This window comes from Streptomyces smyrnaeus (assembly GCF_017676345.1).
Classification (GTDB): domain Bacteria; phylum Actinomycetota; class Actinomycetes; order Streptomycetales; family Streptomycetaceae; genus Streptomyces; species Streptomyces smyrnaeus.
On the sequence record NZ_JAFFZM010000009.1, the window covers coordinates 322,573 to 338,292 of the forward strand.

A 15,720-nucleotide genomic window follows, 5' to 3' on the forward strand; every position below is an offset into this window, starting at 1 on the left:
TGTTCGGACGCTCAAACGTACCTACGAGTTGCCAGCGCCTCAGTAGTAAGCTCGCGCCGCTTGCTGTCGGTACAAGGCCCCCATGCGCTGGGGAAGACGTAGGGGAGGCCATGCGCTTTCGCGGGAAGTCCATCCGCCGGAAGATCGTGGTGCTGCTGTTGGTGCCGCTGGTCTCCCTGCTGTCCATCTGGGGCTTCGCGACGTACATCACCGCCTCCGAGGCGAACAGCCTGCTGCGACTGGACGAGGTGACCCACAAGATCGGCGAGCCGGCCGAGGACGCGACCGCGGCGCTCCAGCGGGAGCGCCGGGAGATCATGGTCCGGGTCGCCGATCCCGACGGGTCGAGCGGGCTGACGAAGCTGCGCGAGCTTCAGCACGCCACCGACCGGAAGTTCGCCGTGGTGCGCCGCAACGCCGACGACAGCAGCCTGCGCTCCGACCTCGGCGCGGACTCCGAGGCCCGGCTGGACGACTTCCTCGAAGCCGCGGAGGGGCTCAAGGCGCTCCGCTCCCGTGTCGAGCGGAACACCATCACCCGGGGCGGCGCCTTCCAGGCGTACAACGAACTCGTGGATTCCGCCTATGCGCTGGTCAACTCGCTCAGCGCCGTCGACGACATCGACCTGGAGAAGCAGGGCCGTGCCCTCATCGGCGTGAACCGCGCCAGTGAGTACCTCTCCCGGGAGGACGCCCTGATGGCCGCCGCCTACGCCGCCGGCCAGTTCACCCGCGGGGACCAGCGCGCGCTCTCCGACCGTGTCGCCGAGCGCAACATCTCCTACGAGACCAACCTGCCGGCACTGCCCGCCGAGGACCGGCAGCTGTTCGAGAACTACTGGAACGGCACCGACGGACGCACCCTGCGCAGCTATGAGGACGCCGTCATCGCCGCCGGGCCGCGCACCACCGAGGGGCCGGTCGGCGAGGAGCGCTGGCGCTCGGCCATCACCACCGCCCTGGACGACCTGCACAAGATGGGCAAGCAGGCCCATCAGCGGTACCACGAGCGCGTCGACCCCGTCGCCACCCGTGTGCTCATACAGGCCGCAGCCGCGGGCGTGCTCGGCTTCCTGGCGGTACTCGCCTCCCTCGTCATCTCCATCCGGGTCGGCCGCAGCCTCGTCCGCGACCTGAACACGCTGCGCAAGGAGGCCAACGAGTCGGCGGACGTGCGGCTGCCCAGCGTGATGCGCCGGCTCGCCGCGGGCGACAAGGTCGACGTCGACACCGAGTCGCCCCGGCTGGAGTACCCCTCCGACGAGATGGGCCAGGTCGGCCAAGCCCTCAACACCCTGCAGCGGGCCGCCGTCGAAGCCGCCGTCAAACAGGCCGACATGCGCCGCGGCGTCTCCGAGGTCTTCGTCAACCTCGCCCGCCGCAACCAGGTCCTGCTGCACCGCCAGCTCACCCTCCTCGACGTCATGGAGCGCCGCACCGAGGACGCGGACGAACTCGCCGACCTGTTCAAGCTCGACCACCTCACCACCCGGATGCGCCGCCACGCGGAGGGGCTGGTCATCCTCTCCGGCGCCGCGCCCTCCCGGCAGTGGCGCAAGCCCGTCCAGCTGATGGACGTGGTACGGGCCGCCGTCGCCGAGGTCGAGGACTACGAGCGGATCGAGGTGCGCAGGCTGCCCAGGCTCGCCGTCGACGGCAGCGCGGTCGCCGACCTGACCCACCTGATCGCCGAACTCCTGGAGAACGCCACGGTCTTCTCCCCGCCGCACACCGCGGTGCAGGTGCTGGGGGAGCGCGTGGCCAACGGCTTCACCCTGGAGATCCACGACCGCGGCCTGGGCATGACGGCCGACGCGATGCTCGATGCCAACCTGCGGCTGGCCGAGACACCCGAGTTCGAACTGTCCGACACCGACCGGCTCGGCCTGTTCGTCGTCTCCCGGCTCGCTCAGCGCCAGGGCGTACGCGTCTCGCTCCAGCCCTCGCCCTACGGCGGCACCACCGCCGTCGTGCTCATCCCCGGTGCCGTCCTCACCGAGACCCCGGACCGGGACGACGACCGGCGCGCGCCCGGCCGCACCGCCCTGGAGGCGGGGGAGTCCGGCCGGCCGCTGGACGGGCCGGTCGAGCTGGAGGCGCCGGTGGAGGAGGAGAACAGCACCCACCGGGAGAGGCGCGGCAGCCCGCACAGGCGCGAGCGCGGTACCACGTCCGCCTCGGTCGCCCCGGCGGGCGAGCAGCACCACCAGACGCGGGACGAGGCACCGCCCGCCGGCCGCGCGGACGACGCCCGCGCCGAGCCGGGCACCGGCTCCGGGCCGGGCGCCGGGACCGGGTCGAACCCCGGTGGACCGACACCGCTGCCCCGTCGGCGGCCCGGCGCTCCGGTGCTGGTCTCCGACAACGGGCGCACCGTCGACCCCGATCGCCAGGCCTCCGGCGACCGCGCGAGCGGCAGCGGCCCCGCGCCGTTGCCCCGCCGCAAGAAGCCCCGTACGGACGCACGCGCCGAGGCGGAGCCCGGTGCCGGGCCGGAGGGCGCCGCCGACGCCGCCCCGGGGCCCGGGGCCACCACCGGAGCGGCACGGCCCGACCCGGCGCCGGACCGCGGCGGCGGCCTGCCGCGCCGGGTGCGCCAGGCCAACCTCGCGCCGCAGCTCAAGGCGGACGCGCCGACGGTCGACACCCGCATGCCGCGGTCTCGGACGGGCACCCAGGACTCCAGCTCGCCGGATGTCGCCGATCGCGACGCCGACGAAGTGCGCAGCAAGATGGCCTCCCTCCAGCGCGGCTGGGAACGCGGCAGACGCGAGAGCGAACAGCCGTACGAGTCGGGGGAGTCAGCACCAGGAACAACACCGGGAGGGGACGGTCGATGACCGCACCGAACGCCGCATCGCACAACGCTGGAAGCGGCGAGCTCAACTGGCTCCTCGACGAGCTGGTCCAGCGCGTCGGAAGCATCCGCAAGGCGCTCGTACTCTCCGGGGACGGCCTCGCCAGGGGCGCCTCGGAGGGACTCACCCGCGAGGACAGCGAGCACCTCGCAGCCGTCGCCTCCGGGTTCCACAGCCTCGCCAAGGGCGTCGGCCGCCACTTCGGGGCCGGGGGCGTACGGCAGACCGTGGTGGAACTGGAAGAAGCGTTTCTCTTCGTGACCGCGGCAGGGGACGGCAGCTGCCTGGCCGTCCTCGCCGACGCCGACGCCGATGTCGGCCAGGTCGCCTACGAGATGACGCTCCTGGTCAAGCGCGTCGGGGCGCATCTGGGCACACCGACGCGCAGCACACCGGCCGGGGGCGACCCCGGCGGGGCCAACTGACCGCACGACGGGGTACGACAGGTCGAGAGGACGAGGGAGCGAGAGGGCGGGGCTGGCCATGACGGACCACTGGTTCGACGACGCGGCGGGACCCGTGGTGCGGCCGTACGCGATGACCCGTGGCCGCACCCGCAGCGGTGCCGAGGGCGCACAGCTCGACCTCATCGCCCTCGTCGTCGCGGAGGACCTGGGCGCGGCGGAGCCGGAACCCGGCTCCGCCGCCGGAGGCGGGCTTCCGCCGCACCAGGAGGACAAGCTCCTGGCCGACCACTCGCTCGTGCCCGAGCACCTCGACATCGTCGCGCTCTGCCGCCGCTCCCCGCTCTCGGTGGCGGACGTCGCCGCGGAGCTCGACCTTCCCGTGGGGGTGGTGCGCGTCCTGATCGGCGACCTGGTGGAAGCCGAACTGGTGCGCGTCACCCGCCCCGTCCCTCCGGCGGAGCTGCCGGACGAGAGCATCCTCAGAGAGGTGATCAATGGTCTTCGGGCGCTCTAAGCGAGGCGACAGGCCGGCCCCTGCCGAACCGGTCACGCTGAAGATCCTGGTGGCCGGCGGCTTCGGTGTCGGCAAGACCACCCTGGTGGGGGCGGTCAGCGAGATCAGACCGCTGCGTACCGAGGAGGTGCTGACCGAGGCCAGCCGTCCCGTGGACAGCATCGCGGGCGTGGAGGCCAAATCCACGACCACCGTCGCCATGGACTTCGGCCGCATCACCATCAACGACGGACTGGTGCTGTATCTGTTCGGCACCCCGGGCCAGGACCGGTTCTGGTTCCTGTGGGACGAACTGGCCACGGGAGCGCTCGGTGCCGTGGTGCTCGCGGACACCAGGCGACTGGAGAACAGCTTCGCCGCGATCGACTACTTCGAGCGGCGCGGCATTCCCTTCACCGTGGCGGTCAACTGCTTCGACGACGCCGAGCGCTACCCCGTCGAGACCGTCCGCGAGGCGCTCGACCTCGACGGGGGCATTCCGGTCCTGCTGTGCGACGCGCGGCAGCGCGAGTCCGCGCGGGACGTGCTCATCTCGGTGGTCGAGCATGCCATGCACACCGCTGCGCGGGCGCCTGCCGACAGGTGACGGGGCGCCCGCTTCCGCCTCGGTGCTGCCGGCTCAGTCCGACTTCTCCCACCCGAAACTGCGTTCGACCGCCTTGTGCCAGTTGGCGTACTCGCGGTCGCGTTCCTCCGCGCTCATCGACGGGGTCCACTCGGCGTCCCGCTTCCAGTGGGCACGCAGCTCGTCCAGATCGGACCAGACACCGGTGGCCAGGCCGGCGGCGTACGCGGCGCCCAGACACGTCGTCTCGGCGACCACGGGACGGATCACCGGCACGCCGAGCACATCGGCCTGGTGCTGCATCAGCAGGCTGTTCGCCGTCATACCGCCGTCCACCTTCAGGGTGGTGATCTCCACCCCGCTGTCCTGGTACATCGCGTCGACGACCTCGCGGGTCTGCCAACTGGTCGCCTCCAGCACGGCGCGGGCCAGATGCGCCTTGGTCACATACCGGGTCAGTCCGGCGATGACACCGCGTGCGTCCGAACGCCAGTACGGCGCGAAGAGCCCGGAGAACGCCGGGACGATATAGGCCCCGCCGTTGTCCTCCACGCTGGCGGCCAGCCCCTCGATCTCCGAGGCGTCGTTGATGAAGCCCAGCTGGTCACGGAACCACTGCACCAGCGCGCCGGTGATGGCGATCGAGCCCTCCAGGCAGTAGACGGGCGCCTCGTCGCCCAGCCGGTAGCCCATCGTGGTCACCAGCCCGTGCTTGCTGGGCACGGGTCGGTTGCCGGTGTTCAGCAGCAGGAAGGAACCGGTGCCGTAGGTGTTCTTGGCCTCACCGACCCCGTAGCACGTCTGTCCGAAGACGGCTGCCTGCTGGTCGCCGAGCGCCGAGGCCACCGGCACACCCGCGAGCTGCCCGACAGCCGTGCCGTACACCTCCGAGGAGGACCTGATCTCCGGCAGCACGGCGGCGGGCACGTTCATCGCGTCCAGCACCGACTGGTCCCACTCCTGCGCCTCCAGATTCATCAGCATGGTGCGCGAGGCATTGGTGACGTCGGTGACGTGCCGGCCGCCGTCGGTGCCGCCGGTCAGGTTCCAGATCAGCCAGGAGTCGATGGTGCCGAATGCGATCTCGCCGTTGACCGCGCGCTCCCGCAGCCCGGGTACGTTGTCCAGCAGCCAGGCCACCTTGGGACCGGCGAAATAGCTGGCCAGCGGCAGGCCCGTGCGGTCCCGGAAGCGGTCCTGGCCCACCTCGCCGCCCAGCTCCGTGCAGAGCGCCGAGGTACGGGTGTCCTGCCAGACGATGGCGTTGTGCACCGGTTGGCCCGTCGCCCGGTCCCACAGCACCGTCGTCTCACGCTGATTGGTGATACCGATGGCGCTGAGCTGGTCGGCCCGCAGCCCCGCCCGCTCCAACGCGCCGCCGACCACGGCCTGGACCTTGGTCCAGATCTCGTCGGCGTCATGCTCGACCCAGCCGGGTTTCGGGAAGATCTGGCGGTGCTCTTGCTGGTCGACGGCGACGATCCCGCCCTGCTGGTCGAAGACGATGCAGCGGCTGGAGGTGGTGCCCTGGTCGATGGCAGCGACGTACTTGTCCGTCATGGTTTGACGACCCCTCGATAGGTGCGTTCGGACGTCACGATCAGAATGCGGCCTTGCGGAGCAGCACGCCGAAGCCCCGCCGATCGGAGCACGCAGGCCCCGCCGATCGGCGGCTCCACCCGGCATGACGGCGGCGTCCGCGATGAGCGTGACGGCAGTGTTCAGCCCAGCTGAGAGGCAGTCAAGGCCGGGCGCACAACCGGACGCTCGCGCCTCCAGTGCGACGCTCCTGTCGCGACTGTCACCGGGGTGTCACCAGATCCTCACGTCCCCGTACGTCCCGCCGATCATGCGAACCGCCCCCGGGGGACCGGCGTCCACACACAACGAGAACGGTGGCACGGGACCGACGGGGGTGGCCCCGAGCCACCGTTCTCCTTTTCTCCACTTCTCCTCGTCTCCGCTCTTCTCCGGCCTTCTCCTCTTCTCGGGCCGCCGGTTCTCGCGGCCCGGTCCCGGCCTCTCCCGCACAGCGCCGGTCTCTCGCACGGGCGGCTCGTTCTCTGGTGAAGGAGCGGGAACCCCTGATAGAGGAGAGGGGCATGAGACGCATCCGCACCGCATCCCGTGCCCCGCTCGCCGCAGCCGCCGTCCTCCTAGCGCTCCTCGTCGCCCCCGCCCCCGCCGCCCAGGCGGCATCCCCGGCGGCCCGGGCGGCATCCGGGCAGGGCCACGAGCCCAAGGCGCCCGAGGAGTTCGTCGCGCTCCGCGACGTCGCCCCGACCATCCGGCAGGACATCCGCTACTTCACCGAGCACAACTTCGTCGGCGAGCGCATCGACGGCTACCGCCGGCCGATGTGCATCGTCACCGAGGACACCGCCAAGGCGCTCGCCAGGGCCCAGCGCTCCCTCCTGAGGCGGGGGTACACCCTCAAGGTCTACGACTGCTACCGCCCGCAGCGCGCCGTCGACCACTTCGTACGCTGGGCCGAGGACCTGGACGACGAGAAGATGAAGCGCGAGTTCTACCCCCGCGTCGAGAAGAGCCGGCTCTTCGAGGACGGCTACATCGCGGAGAAGTCCGGGCACAGCCGTGGCAGCACCGTCGACATCACCGTCGTCGAGCTGCCCGCCAAGCCCACCCGCCCCTACCGCCCCGGTGAGCCACTGGTGCCGTGCTACGCACCCCAGGACGAGCGGTTCCCGGACAACTCCGTCGACATGGGCACCGGCTTCGACTGCTTCGACACCCTCTCGCACACCGACGATCCCCGTATCACCGAGGAGCAGCGCTCCAACCGGCAGCTGCTGAAGACCACACTGGAGCGCCAGGGCTTCACCAACCTGCCCGAGGAGTGGTGGCACTTCACCCACAAGCCGGAGACCTTCCCGGACACCTACTTCGACTTCCCGGTCTCCCGCCACTCGCTGAGGCCGCACCGCTGACCTCGCGCCGCTGAGGCCGCGCGGCGAGCCCGTCCGCCGCCGAGGCCGCCCGCCACTGGAGCCACCGGGCGAAAGCCCGCATGTGGCTCCAGTGGCTGTGCCTTTGGCGCTAGGTTGAGTCGACAGGTCGAGCAGGCCGAACCGCCGCCACCCGTACCATCCGCACCACAGCCACCAGCCCAGCCACACCAGTCGACCAGGGGAGTCAGCCATGACGGACCGCATCGGGCGGGCGCAGCAGCTCGCGAGCCAGATCGACACCACGGTCCCGCACTCCGCACGGATCTGGAACTACCTCCTCGGCGGCAAGGACCACTACGCCGTCGACCGCGAAGCAGGCGACAAGGTCTGTGAGGTCTTCCCCGGGATGGTCGACATAACCCGCCATTCACGCGCCTTCATCGGCCGCGTCGTACGCCATCTCGCGGGGGAGGCGGGCATCCGGCAGTTCCTCGACATCGGCACCGGCCTGCCCACCGTCGACAATACGCACGAGATCGCCCAGCGGGTGGCACCGGAGTGCCGCATCGTCTACGTCGACAACGACCCGCTCGTCCTGGCACACGCCCAGGCCCTGCTCACCAGCACCCCCGAGGGCGCGACCAGCTATCTGCACGCGGACGTACGCGACCCGGCGCGCATCCTCGCCGAGGCCGCCGAGACCCTCGACTTCGACCAGCCCGTCGGACTGATGCTGATGGGGGTGCTCGGTCTGGTCGGCGACCACGACGAGGCCCGTGCCGTGACCCGCGAACTGCTGGACGCGCTGCCGCCCGGGAGCTACCTCGGCTTCAACGACGGCAGCACCACGGACCCCGCCTACGTCGAGGCCATCCGCCGGTTCAACCAGCGCAGCGGTGCCGTGCCCTACACCCCGCGCACCCCGGAGCAGATGGCGGCCTTCTTCGAGGGGCTGGAGCTGCTGGAGCCCGGCATCGTCTCCATCCCGCACTGGCGCCCCGAGGCGCTCCCGTTCGGCGAACCGCCCGAGGTCGCCGCCTACGGGGGAGTCGGCCGCAAGAACTGACCGACGGACACCCGCCGGGCCCGGCTCAGTGGCCAGGACCAGCGGTCCGGTCCCGGCGGGCCGGCGGGTCGACGGGCTGCCGCACCCGCACCCGGTACCCCACCGCGCCACCACCGTCCCGCTCCACCACCACGGAACCGTCGTCGGCCCCGCGGACCGTGAACCGCTCCGCGGCCGGCCGCTCCCACCCCTCACCCGGGTCGGGGATCAGCAGCCCGCCCCCGGTACGCCCCGGCGCCGGCGGCCACACCTCCAGCTCCGGCTGCCTGTCGGCGCCCCGAACCGGTACCGCGGAACCCGCACGCGCCAGCACCGGCAACCGCCCCAGCGGCGCCGCCACCCGCACCGTCGCCGGACCCTGGTGGCCGTGTCCGGTGCGGGTGTCGTACCAGCGGCCGGCCGGCAGCCGCACCGGACGCGACCGCACCCCGGGCTCCAGCACCGGCGCGACAAGCAGCGCGTCACCCAGCAGGAACGCGTCCTCGCAGTCCCGCAGCGCCCGGTCCCGCGGATGCTGCCACCACACCGGCCGCACATAGGGGGCACCCGTCCGGTGCGCCAGCTGAGCCAGCGTCATCAGATACGGCAGCAGCCGCTCCCGCTCCGCCAGCGCGGCGCGGACATGCTCCAGCACCTCCTCGCCGAACTCCCACGGCGCGCCGGGCCCGGGAGCGTGCGCGCGGGTGTGCGTACGGAACAGCGGCAGGTACGCCGCCAGCTGGAGCCACCGCAGATACAGCTCGGCGGAGGGGCGCCCGCTGCGACCGCCCACATCCGGCCCCGCGTACGGCACCCCGCACAGCCCCAGGCCCAGCACCAGCGACAGCGTGGACCGCAGCCCCGCCCAGCCGGTCTCCAGCTCGGCGCCGCTGCTGCCGCCGTACCGCTGCATGCCCGCCCACCCCGCGCGGGAGAGCACGAACGGACGCTCACCGGGCCGCAGCTCCCGCAGCCCCGCATAGCCGGCCTCGGCCATCGTCAGCGCGTAGACGTTGTGCCCCTCGCGATGATCCCCGCCCCGGCCCTCCAGCGCATGCCGCGCCGAGCGCGGCAGCGTGCGGTCGCCGAACGCGCACAGTGACAGCGGCTCGTCCCCGGTGTGCCACACCCCGGCGAAGCCCAGCTCCAGCCGTTCCGCGTACAGCGCGCCCCACCACTTGCGCGCCCGCCGATCGGTGAAGTCGGGAAAGACCACGTCACCGCGGGTCCCACCGCCCAGCACCGTGCGCTCCCGCGCGTCCCGTACGAACAGGTCGGCCGCACTGCCACTGTCGTACACCGGGCGGCCCGGCTCCGCCCGCACCCCCGGCTCCACCCCCGACACCAACCGCACCCCGGCCTCCCGCAGCCGGCCCGCCAGCCGCGGCAGCGCCGGGAAACCGGCCGCCTCCCCCGTACGGTCAGTACCCCGCCGGCATGCGGAATCAAGATGCAGTGCGCTCAACGGCAGGCCGTGCTCACGGTGGCCGTCCACCACCCGCCGCACCTCCGACTCCGCGTCGGCCCCCCGGTGCAGATGCTGGTGGCCCAGCGCCCAGCGGGGCGGCACGGCAGGGGCGCCGGTCAGCGCGGCCCAGCCGTGCAGCACCCGGGAGGGCGCGCCCGCCACCACCCAGTACCGCATCGGACCGCCGCTCATCCGCACCTCGCACCGCGCGGGCCGGTCATGGCCCGAGCCCCGCCCCTCCGCGCCGTCGCGAACGGTCACCGAACCGTCCCAGGAGTTGTCGTGGAAGACGAGCAGCGTGCCGGCGTCCGCCACGCTCACCAGCACCGGCATGGTGACCGACAGCGGATCGCCACCCGGACCGACCGGGCCCGCCGCGGTGTTCCACAGCCGATAGGTGCCCGCCCGCAGCCGGGGCCCCACAGCTCTGCCGCCCAGCCCGAAGAACCGCGCGTCCGGCGGGAGTTGCGATCGCTGCATCCACCGCGGCCCGGCCCCGGCCTCCGGCCCCTCCGCGTCACCCGCGGCGCCCTCGGCCGCAGCCTCGGCCGCGCCCTCCCACCAGCGGGGCGGCTGATCCCTGCGCAGCAGCGCGCCGCCCGGGGTCCGCATCTCGACGGCCCCGCGCCGGGAGACCGTCAGCAACATCCGCTCCGAGACCACCCGCCAGCCGCCGTCCTTGTCGGGCTCCAGCCGGGCCCGCGGATCGGCCTCGGGCCCCGCGCCCGCCAGCGCGTACGACGGCTCCGGCAGGGCACCGTCCCACCCCAGGAACACCGCGCCGCCCACCGTCACCCGCACTTCCAGCACCGAGCGCGCGAACCGTACCCTCCCACCCCCGGGCCCCGGCTCCGCACCCGCCGCCTCACCCGGCGTACGGGCCCGCTCCGCGCGCTGCCGGGGCAGCCCGACCACGTCCGCCCGCCGTCTGCGCCACGCCGCACGCAGCGCCCGCGCCCGCATCCCCTGCCCCGAACCGACAACCGTCACCGACCGCACCAGGCCCCGCCCGTCCATGCTGCTCAGCCTGCCACCGGCAACCGTCCGCGTCAGGGCTGTTCAACGGCCGTTCACCCGGTGGTCACCCCATCGGTTGGGGGCCGCGCACACTCCTCACAGCCGTGATGTGTGACTCCTGCCCTGGCACAACGAATGATCACATGGCATCGTCCCGCGCGAAGGGACGCGACGACGCGTACAGGACGCCAGGGAGCCGCCATGACCGCAGCGCACAGCGACAGGACCGCCCACACCTCGCAACCCTCCCAGTCCTCGCAGCCCGAGGCGCTGTGGCGGCCCGACCCCGGCGACTTCCCCGCGGCCCGCATCACCCGCTTCCAGGACTGGGCAGCCCGCCACCACGGAGCCCCGGCCCCCGACCCGGCCGACCCCGTCGCCTCGTACGCCGCGCTGCACCGCTGGTCCACCGAGCAGCTGGCGACCTTCTGGGGCGCCTTCGCCGAATGGGCCGGCATCCGCTTCAGCACCCCGTACGAGACCGTGCTCGCCGACGCGCGGATGCCCGGCGCCCGCTGGTTCCCCGGTGCCACCCTCAACTACGCCGAGCACGCGCTGCGCCCGGCCGACGACCCCGCACGCGCCGCCGGACCCGCCCTCCTGCACGTCGACGAGACGCATGAGCCCACCCCCGTCAGCTGGAGAGAACTGCGCGCCCAGGTCGCCTCCCTGGCCCAGGAACTGCGCCGCCTCGGCGTCCGCCCCGGCGACCGCGTCAGCGGCTATCTGCCCAACATCCCGCAGGCCGCCGTCGCACTGCTGGCCACCGCGGCCGTCGGCGGCGTATGGACCTCCTGCGCACCCGACTTCGGGGCCCGCAGTGTCCTGGACCGCTTCCAGCAGGTCGAGCCCGTCGTCCTGTTCACCGTCGACGGCTACCGCTACGGCGGCAAGGAGCACGACCGCCGCGAGACCGTCGCCGAACTCCGCGCCTCCCTGCCCACCCTCCGCGCCGTCGTCCACGTACCACTGCTGAACACCCCCGCACCCGAAGGTGCGCTGGAGTGGGCGGACCTGACCACCCTGGACGCCGAACCCCGCTACGAACAGGTGCCCTTCGACCACCCGCTGTGGGTCCTGTACTCCTCCGGCACCACAGGACTGCCCAAGGCCATCGTCCAGTCCCAGGGCGGCATCCTGGTCGAACACCTCAAACAGCTCACCCTGCACAACGACATGGGCCCCGGCGACCGCTTCTTCTGGTTCACCTCCACCGGCTGGATGATGTGGAACCTGCTGGTCTCCGGCCTGCTGACCGGCGCCACGGTCGTCACCTACGACGGCAGCCCCGGCTACCCCGACACGGCAGCGCAGTGGCGCGTCGTCGAACGCACCGGTACGACGATCTACGGCACCTCAGCCGCCTACGTCATGGCCTGCCGCAAGGCCGACGTCCACCCGGGCCGCGACTTCGACCTCAGTCGGGTGAAGTGCGTCGCCACCACCGGCTCCCCGCTGCCGCCCGACGGATTCCGCTGGATCCACGACGAGGTCTCGCCCGACATGTGGATCGCCTCCGTCAGCGGCGGCACCGACGTGTGCAGCTGCTTCGCCGGCGCCGTGCCCACACTCCCCGTGCACACGGGCGAACTCCAGGCCCCGTCCCTGGCCACCGACCTCGCCGCCTGGGACCCGCACGGGCAGCCACTGGTGGACGAGGTCGGCGAACTGGTCGTCACCCAGCCCATGCCCTCCATGCCCGTCCACTTCTGGAACGACCCCGACGGCTCCCGCTACCACGACAGCTACTTCGACATGTACCCCGGCGTCTGGCGGCACGGCGACTGGATCACCCTCACCAGTCGCAACACGGTCGTCATCCACGGCCGCTCCGACTCCACCCTCAACCGCCAGGGCGTCCGGATGGGCTCCGCCGACATCTACGAGGCGGTCGAGCGCCTTCCCGAGATCCGCGAATCCCTCGTCATCGGCGTCGAACAGCCCGACGGCGGCTACTGGATGCCGCTGTTCGTCCACCTCGCCGAAGGCGCCGTCCTCGACGACGCGCTGCGCGACCGCGTCAAGCAGACCATCCGGCACAGCCTCTCGCCCCGCCACGTGCCCGACGAGATCATCGAGATCCCCGCCGTCCCGCACACCCTCACCGGCAAGCGCCTGGAAGTACCCGTCAAACGGCTCCTCCAGGGCACCGCCATGGAGAAGGCCGTCAACCCCGGCTCCGTCGACAACGCCGAACTCCTCCGCTTCTACGAGAAGATCGCCCGCGAACGCAGCTCCTGACACCCCGCACGTCCTGACCCCGGCACGCCATGAGGGCCGCCCCGCAGCAGCGGAGCGGCCCTCACCGCTTCGGTGGACCGGCCGGATCACTCCCCGGACAGCACCGCCTGCGCCGCAGCACGCGCGTCCGGACCGCTGTCGGCCGCCCGTGCGGCAGCTGCCGCACGCTCGCACTGGGCCAGCGTGTGCTTGGCGAGCTGCGCCCTGACGAACGGGATCGCCGAGGCACCCATCGACAGGCTCGTCACCCCCAGCCCCGCCAGCACACACGCCAGCAGCGGGTCGGAGGCCGCCTCGCCGCAGACGCCGCAGCTCTTGCCCTCCGCCTGCGCGGCCTCCGCCGAGATCGCCACCAGGTCCAGCAGCGCCGGCTGCCAGGGGTCCTGCAGCCGGGAGACGGCCCCGACCTGCCGGTCAGCGGCGAAGGTGTACTGCGCCAGATCGTTGGTGCCCAACGACAGGAACTCCACCTCCTGCAGCACCGAACGCGCTCGCAGCGCAGCCGACGGGATCTCCACCATCGCGCCGAACTTGGCGCTCAGCCCCGCCTCCCGGCAGGCGTCGGCGAACGCCCGCGCGTCCGTCCTGTCCGCCACCATCGGCGCCATGACCTCGAGGTAGACCGGCAGCCCCTCGGCGGCCTTCGCCAGCGCCCGCAGCTGCCCCTGCAGCACCTCGGGATGGTCCAGCAGCGTCCGCAGCCCACGCACACCCAGCGCGGGGTTCGGCTCGTCGGCGGGCGTCAGGAAGCTCAGCGGTTTGTCGGCGCCCGCGTCCAGCACGCGCACCACGACCCGCCCCTCCGGGAACGCCTCCAGCACCTGCCGGTACGCCTCGACCTGCTTCTCCTCCGACGGCGCCCGCTCGCTGTCGTCCAGGAACAAGAACTCCGTACGGAACAGCCCCACGCCCTCCGCGCCGGCCTCCACGGCAGCCGGCACATCACCGGGACCGCCCACATTGGCCAACAGCGGCACCTTGTGCCCGTCCGACGTCGCCCCCGGGCCGTTGGCCGCCTCCACGGCCGCCTTCCGCTCCTCGGCGGCCCGCGTCAGCTCCTCCCGCTCCGCGTCCGTCGGGTTCACCATGACCTCGCCGGTGCTGCCGTCCACCGCGATGACCGTGCCCTCGGCCAGCTCACCCGCGCCCGGCAGCGCCACCACGGCAGGCACACCCAGCGCCCGCGCGAGGATCGCGCTGTGGCTGGTCGGCCCGCCCTCCTCGGTCACGAACCCCAGCACCAGCGCCGGGTCGAGCAGGGCCGTGTCAGCCGGCGCCAGATCCCGCGCGATCAGGACGTACGGCCGGTCGCTGTCCGGCACGCCCGGCATCGGGACGCCCAGCAGCCGGGCGACGATACGGTTCCGCACATCGTCCAGGTCCGCCACCCGGCCCGCCAGGTAGTCGCCCGCCTGGGCCAGCAGCGCACGATAGGCGGCGAACGCGTCGTAGACCGCGCGTTCAGCCGTACTGCCCACGGTGATCCGCCGCTCCACGTCGGCCATCAGCTCGGGGTCCTGGGCCATCATGGCCTGTGCCTCCAGGACGGCCTGCGCCTCACCGCCGGCGAGATTTCCCCGGGCGACCAGGTCGGCGGCGACGGCCTCCACGGCCTGCCGCGCCCGCTGCTGCTCACGCGGCGCCTCATCGGCGGCGATCTGCTTGGCCGGGGGCTCCAGCACGGCCGTGCCCATGTGCCGCGCCTCGCCGATCGCCACCCCGTGGCTCACGCCCACGCCTCGAAGCGTTGTGTCCATCTCACCCGTCTCCGCTCGGCGGCGGCCTCAGACCACCGCAGTCGTTTCCGCCCGGCCCGCGCACGCGCAGGAGGGGACTCCCGGTGACGCGTGGAGGATGACAAGGGAAAGGGGCCGGGCCCGTACGTCAGCTCCAGCCGAAGAGCGCCTGTCCGCGCTCGACGTCACCGTCCTCCAGCACGTCACCGAGCGCTTCAGCGGTGGCCTCCAGGGCGATGACCGGAGAGATGGGGGACTTTCCCTTCTCCTCCACGGCCGCCGGGTCCCAGCGCACCACGGGCTGCCCACGGGTGACGGTGTCCCCCTTGGCGGCCAGCAGCTCGAATCCCTCCCCGTTCAGCTGCACGGTGTCGATCCCCAGATGCGTGAGCACCCCGTGCCCCTCGGAGTCCACCACCACGAACGCGTGCGGATGCAGCGAGACGACGATTCCGTCGACGGGCGCCACGGCCTCCGTGCGCTCCCGCACGGGGTCGACGGCGGTACCGGGGCCCACCATCGCACCGGAGAACACCGGATCCGGTACAGCGGCCAAGCCGATGGCGCGTCCGGTCAGCGGGGACGACACGGTGGTCATGGGGACCTCCCAGGGGCGGAGTCTCGATCAGCCGCCGTCGCTACCTGTCCAGGACGGCGCACCGTGCAGAAGCGTAAGTCATAGGAACAGCTGATTCCGCAAGAGGCGCGACCGCACCGCTACCCGGCGTCGCACCTCGTCGGCGCAGTGTTGCGACGGTCCGGGCGCGGGCGGCCGGCTGCTGCTGCGCAGAACCGATTTGCCTCTGTCGCGCGGACCGCTGTACCGTCGTATGCCTGCCGGGCACCGAGGGTGTCGGCAGCACCTCCCAAGACCTACCGATTTCGGTTTGCGATCCGTCGCGCTTCGCCGCGGAACGGTTTCGGACCACCGAAATCACGGTGGTAGGCTTGGGAAGAAGC

11 protein-coding genes are annotated in these 15,720 nt (G+C 72.4%); 7 read left to right on the forward strand and 4 right to left on the reverse strand.

Features of this window, described 5'->3' with window-relative positions; all coding sequences use genetic code 11:
* Positions 1–110: 110 nt before the first annotated feature.
* Genes JW613_RS17460 through JW613_RS17475 form a run of 4 tightly spaced genes read left to right on the forward strand, consistent with a single transcriptional unit; the run spans position 111 to position 4,365 of the window.
* Positions 111–2,840, forward strand: a complete 2,730-nt coding sequence (locus JW613_RS17460; RefSeq protein WP_209211731.1) for a sensor histidine kinase — start codon at positions 111–113, stop codon at positions 2,838–2,840.
* On the forward strand, positions 2,837–3,283 hold the full coding sequence (locus JW613_RS17465; protein ID WP_209211732.1) for a roadblock/LC7 domain-containing protein: 447 nt from the start codon (positions 2,837–2,839) through the stop codon (positions 3,281–3,283). Before JW613_RS17460 ends, JW613_RS17465 begins: the two co-directional genes overlap by 4 nt.
* Positions 3,284–3,341: 58 nt before the next feature.
* Positions 3,342–3,779, forward strand: coding sequence for a DUF742 domain-containing protein (locus tag JW613_RS17470; protein ID WP_209211733.1), 438 nt, complete (start codon positions 3,342–3,344; stop codon positions 3,777–3,779).
* Positions 3,760–4,365, forward strand: coding sequence for a GTP-binding protein (locus JW613_RS17475; protein WP_209211734.1), 606 nt, complete (start codon positions 3,760–3,762; stop codon positions 4,363–4,365). Before JW613_RS17470 ends, JW613_RS17475 begins: the two co-directional genes overlap by 20 nt.
* A gap of 33 nt (positions 4,366–4,398) precedes the next feature.
* Here JW613_RS17475 and glpK read toward each other — a convergent pair whose 3' ends face one another.
* Positions 4,399–5,904 (reverse strand): glycerol kinase GlpK, encoded by a 1,506-nt coding sequence (glpK, locus tag JW613_RS17480; protein WP_209211735.1) that lies wholly within the window; start codon positions 5,902–5,904, stop codon positions 4,399–4,401.
* A 542-nt stretch (positions 5,905–6,446) separates the two neighbouring features.
* On the opposite strand from glpK, the gene JW613_RS17485 reads away from it, so the two are divergent.
* Together JW613_RS17485 and JW613_RS17490 are read left to right on the forward strand one after the other, a co-directional pair.
* Positions 6,447–7,292, forward strand: a complete 846-nt coding sequence (locus JW613_RS17485) for a M15 family metallopeptidase (RefSeq protein WP_209211736.1) — start codon at positions 6,447–6,449, stop codon at positions 7,290–7,292.
* Positions 7,293–7,503: 211 nt separating this feature from the next.
* Entirely contained in the window at positions 7,504–8,319 is an 816-nt protein-coding gene (locus tag JW613_RS17490) for an SAM-dependent methyltransferase (protein WP_209211737.1), read from the forward strand.
* A gap of 25 nt (positions 8,320–8,344) precedes the next feature.
* Here the strand turns inward: JW613_RS17490 and JW613_RS17495 are convergent, their stop codons facing one another.
* Positions 8,345–10,783 (reverse strand): glycoside hydrolase family 31 protein, encoded by a 2,439-nt coding sequence (locus JW613_RS17495; RefSeq protein ID WP_209211738.1) that lies wholly within the window; start codon positions 10,781–10,783, stop codon positions 8,345–8,347.
* A gap of 201 nt (positions 10,784–10,984) precedes the next feature.
* Here JW613_RS17495 and JW613_RS17500 point away from each other — a divergent pair, with 201 nt between their 5' ends.
* On the forward strand, positions 10,985–13,024 hold the full coding sequence (locus JW613_RS17500) for an acetoacetate--CoA ligase (RefSeq protein ID WP_209211739.1): 2,040 nt from the start codon (positions 10,985–10,987) through the stop codon (positions 13,022–13,024).
* Between the two features lie 86 nt (positions 13,025–13,110).
* Here JW613_RS17500 and ptsP read toward each other — a convergent pair whose 3' ends face one another.
* Together ptsP and JW613_RS17510 are read right to left on the reverse strand one after the other, a co-directional pair.
* Positions 13,111–14,781 carry a phosphoenolpyruvate--protein phosphotransferase gene (gene ptsP, locus JW613_RS17505; protein ID WP_209211740.1) on the reverse strand — a complete coding sequence of 557 codons (1,671 nt, stop codon included), beginning with the start codon at positions 14,779–14,781 and terminating at the stop codon, positions 13,111–13,113.
* A 127-nt stretch (positions 14,782–14,908) separates the two neighbouring features.
* Positions 14,909–15,358, reverse strand: a complete 450-nt coding sequence (locus tag JW613_RS17510; RefSeq protein ID WP_099878389.1) for a PTS sugar transporter subunit IIA — start codon at positions 15,356–15,358, stop codon at positions 14,909–14,911.
* Between the last annotated feature and the right edge of the window lie 362 nt (positions 15,359–15,720).

Excerpts from the sequence above, each read along its gene's own strand:
- glpK (WP_209211735.1), bottom strand. The coding sequence starts at position 5,904 with ATGACGGACAAGTACGTCGCTGCCATCGACCAGGGCACCACCTCCAGC.
- JW613_RS17460 (WP_209211731.1), top strand. The coding sequence starts at position 111 with ATGCGCTTTCGCGGGAAGTCCATCCGCCGGAAGATCGTGGTGCTGCTG.
- JW613_RS17490 (WP_209211737.1), top strand. The coding sequence starts at position 7,504 with ATGACGGACCGCATCGGGCGGGCGCAGCAGCTCGCGAGCCAGATCGAC.
- ptsP (WP_209211740.1), bottom strand. The coding sequence starts at position 14,781 with ATGGACACAACGCTTCGAGGCGTGGGCGTGAGCCACGGGGTGGCGATC.
- JW613_RS17465 (WP_209211732.1), top strand. The coding sequence starts at position 2,837 with ATGACCGCACCGAACGCCGCATCGCACAACGCTGGAAGCGGCGAGCTC.
- JW613_RS17510 (WP_099878389.1), bottom strand. The coding sequence starts at position 15,358 with ATGACCACCGTGTCGTCCCCGCTGACCGGACGCGCCATCGGCTTGGCC.
- JW613_RS17470 (WP_209211733.1), top strand. The coding sequence starts at position 3,342 with ATGACGGACCACTGGTTCGACGACGCGGCGGGACCCGTGGTGCGGCCG.
- JW613_RS17500 (WP_209211739.1), top strand. The coding sequence starts at position 10,985 with ATGACCGCAGCGCACAGCGACAGGACCGCCCACACCTCGCAACCCTCC.
- JW613_RS17485 (WP_209211736.1), top strand. The coding sequence starts at position 6,447 with ATGAGACGCATCCGCACCGCATCCCGTGCCCCGCTCGCCGCAGCCGCC.
- JW613_RS17495 (WP_209211738.1), bottom strand. The coding sequence starts at position 10,783 with ATGGACGGGCGGGGCCTGGTGCGGTCGGTGACGGTTGTCGGTTCGGGG.
- JW613_RS17475 (WP_209211734.1), top strand. The coding sequence starts at position 3,760 with ATGGTCTTCGGGCGCTCTAAGCGAGGCGACAGGCCGGCCCCTGCCGAA.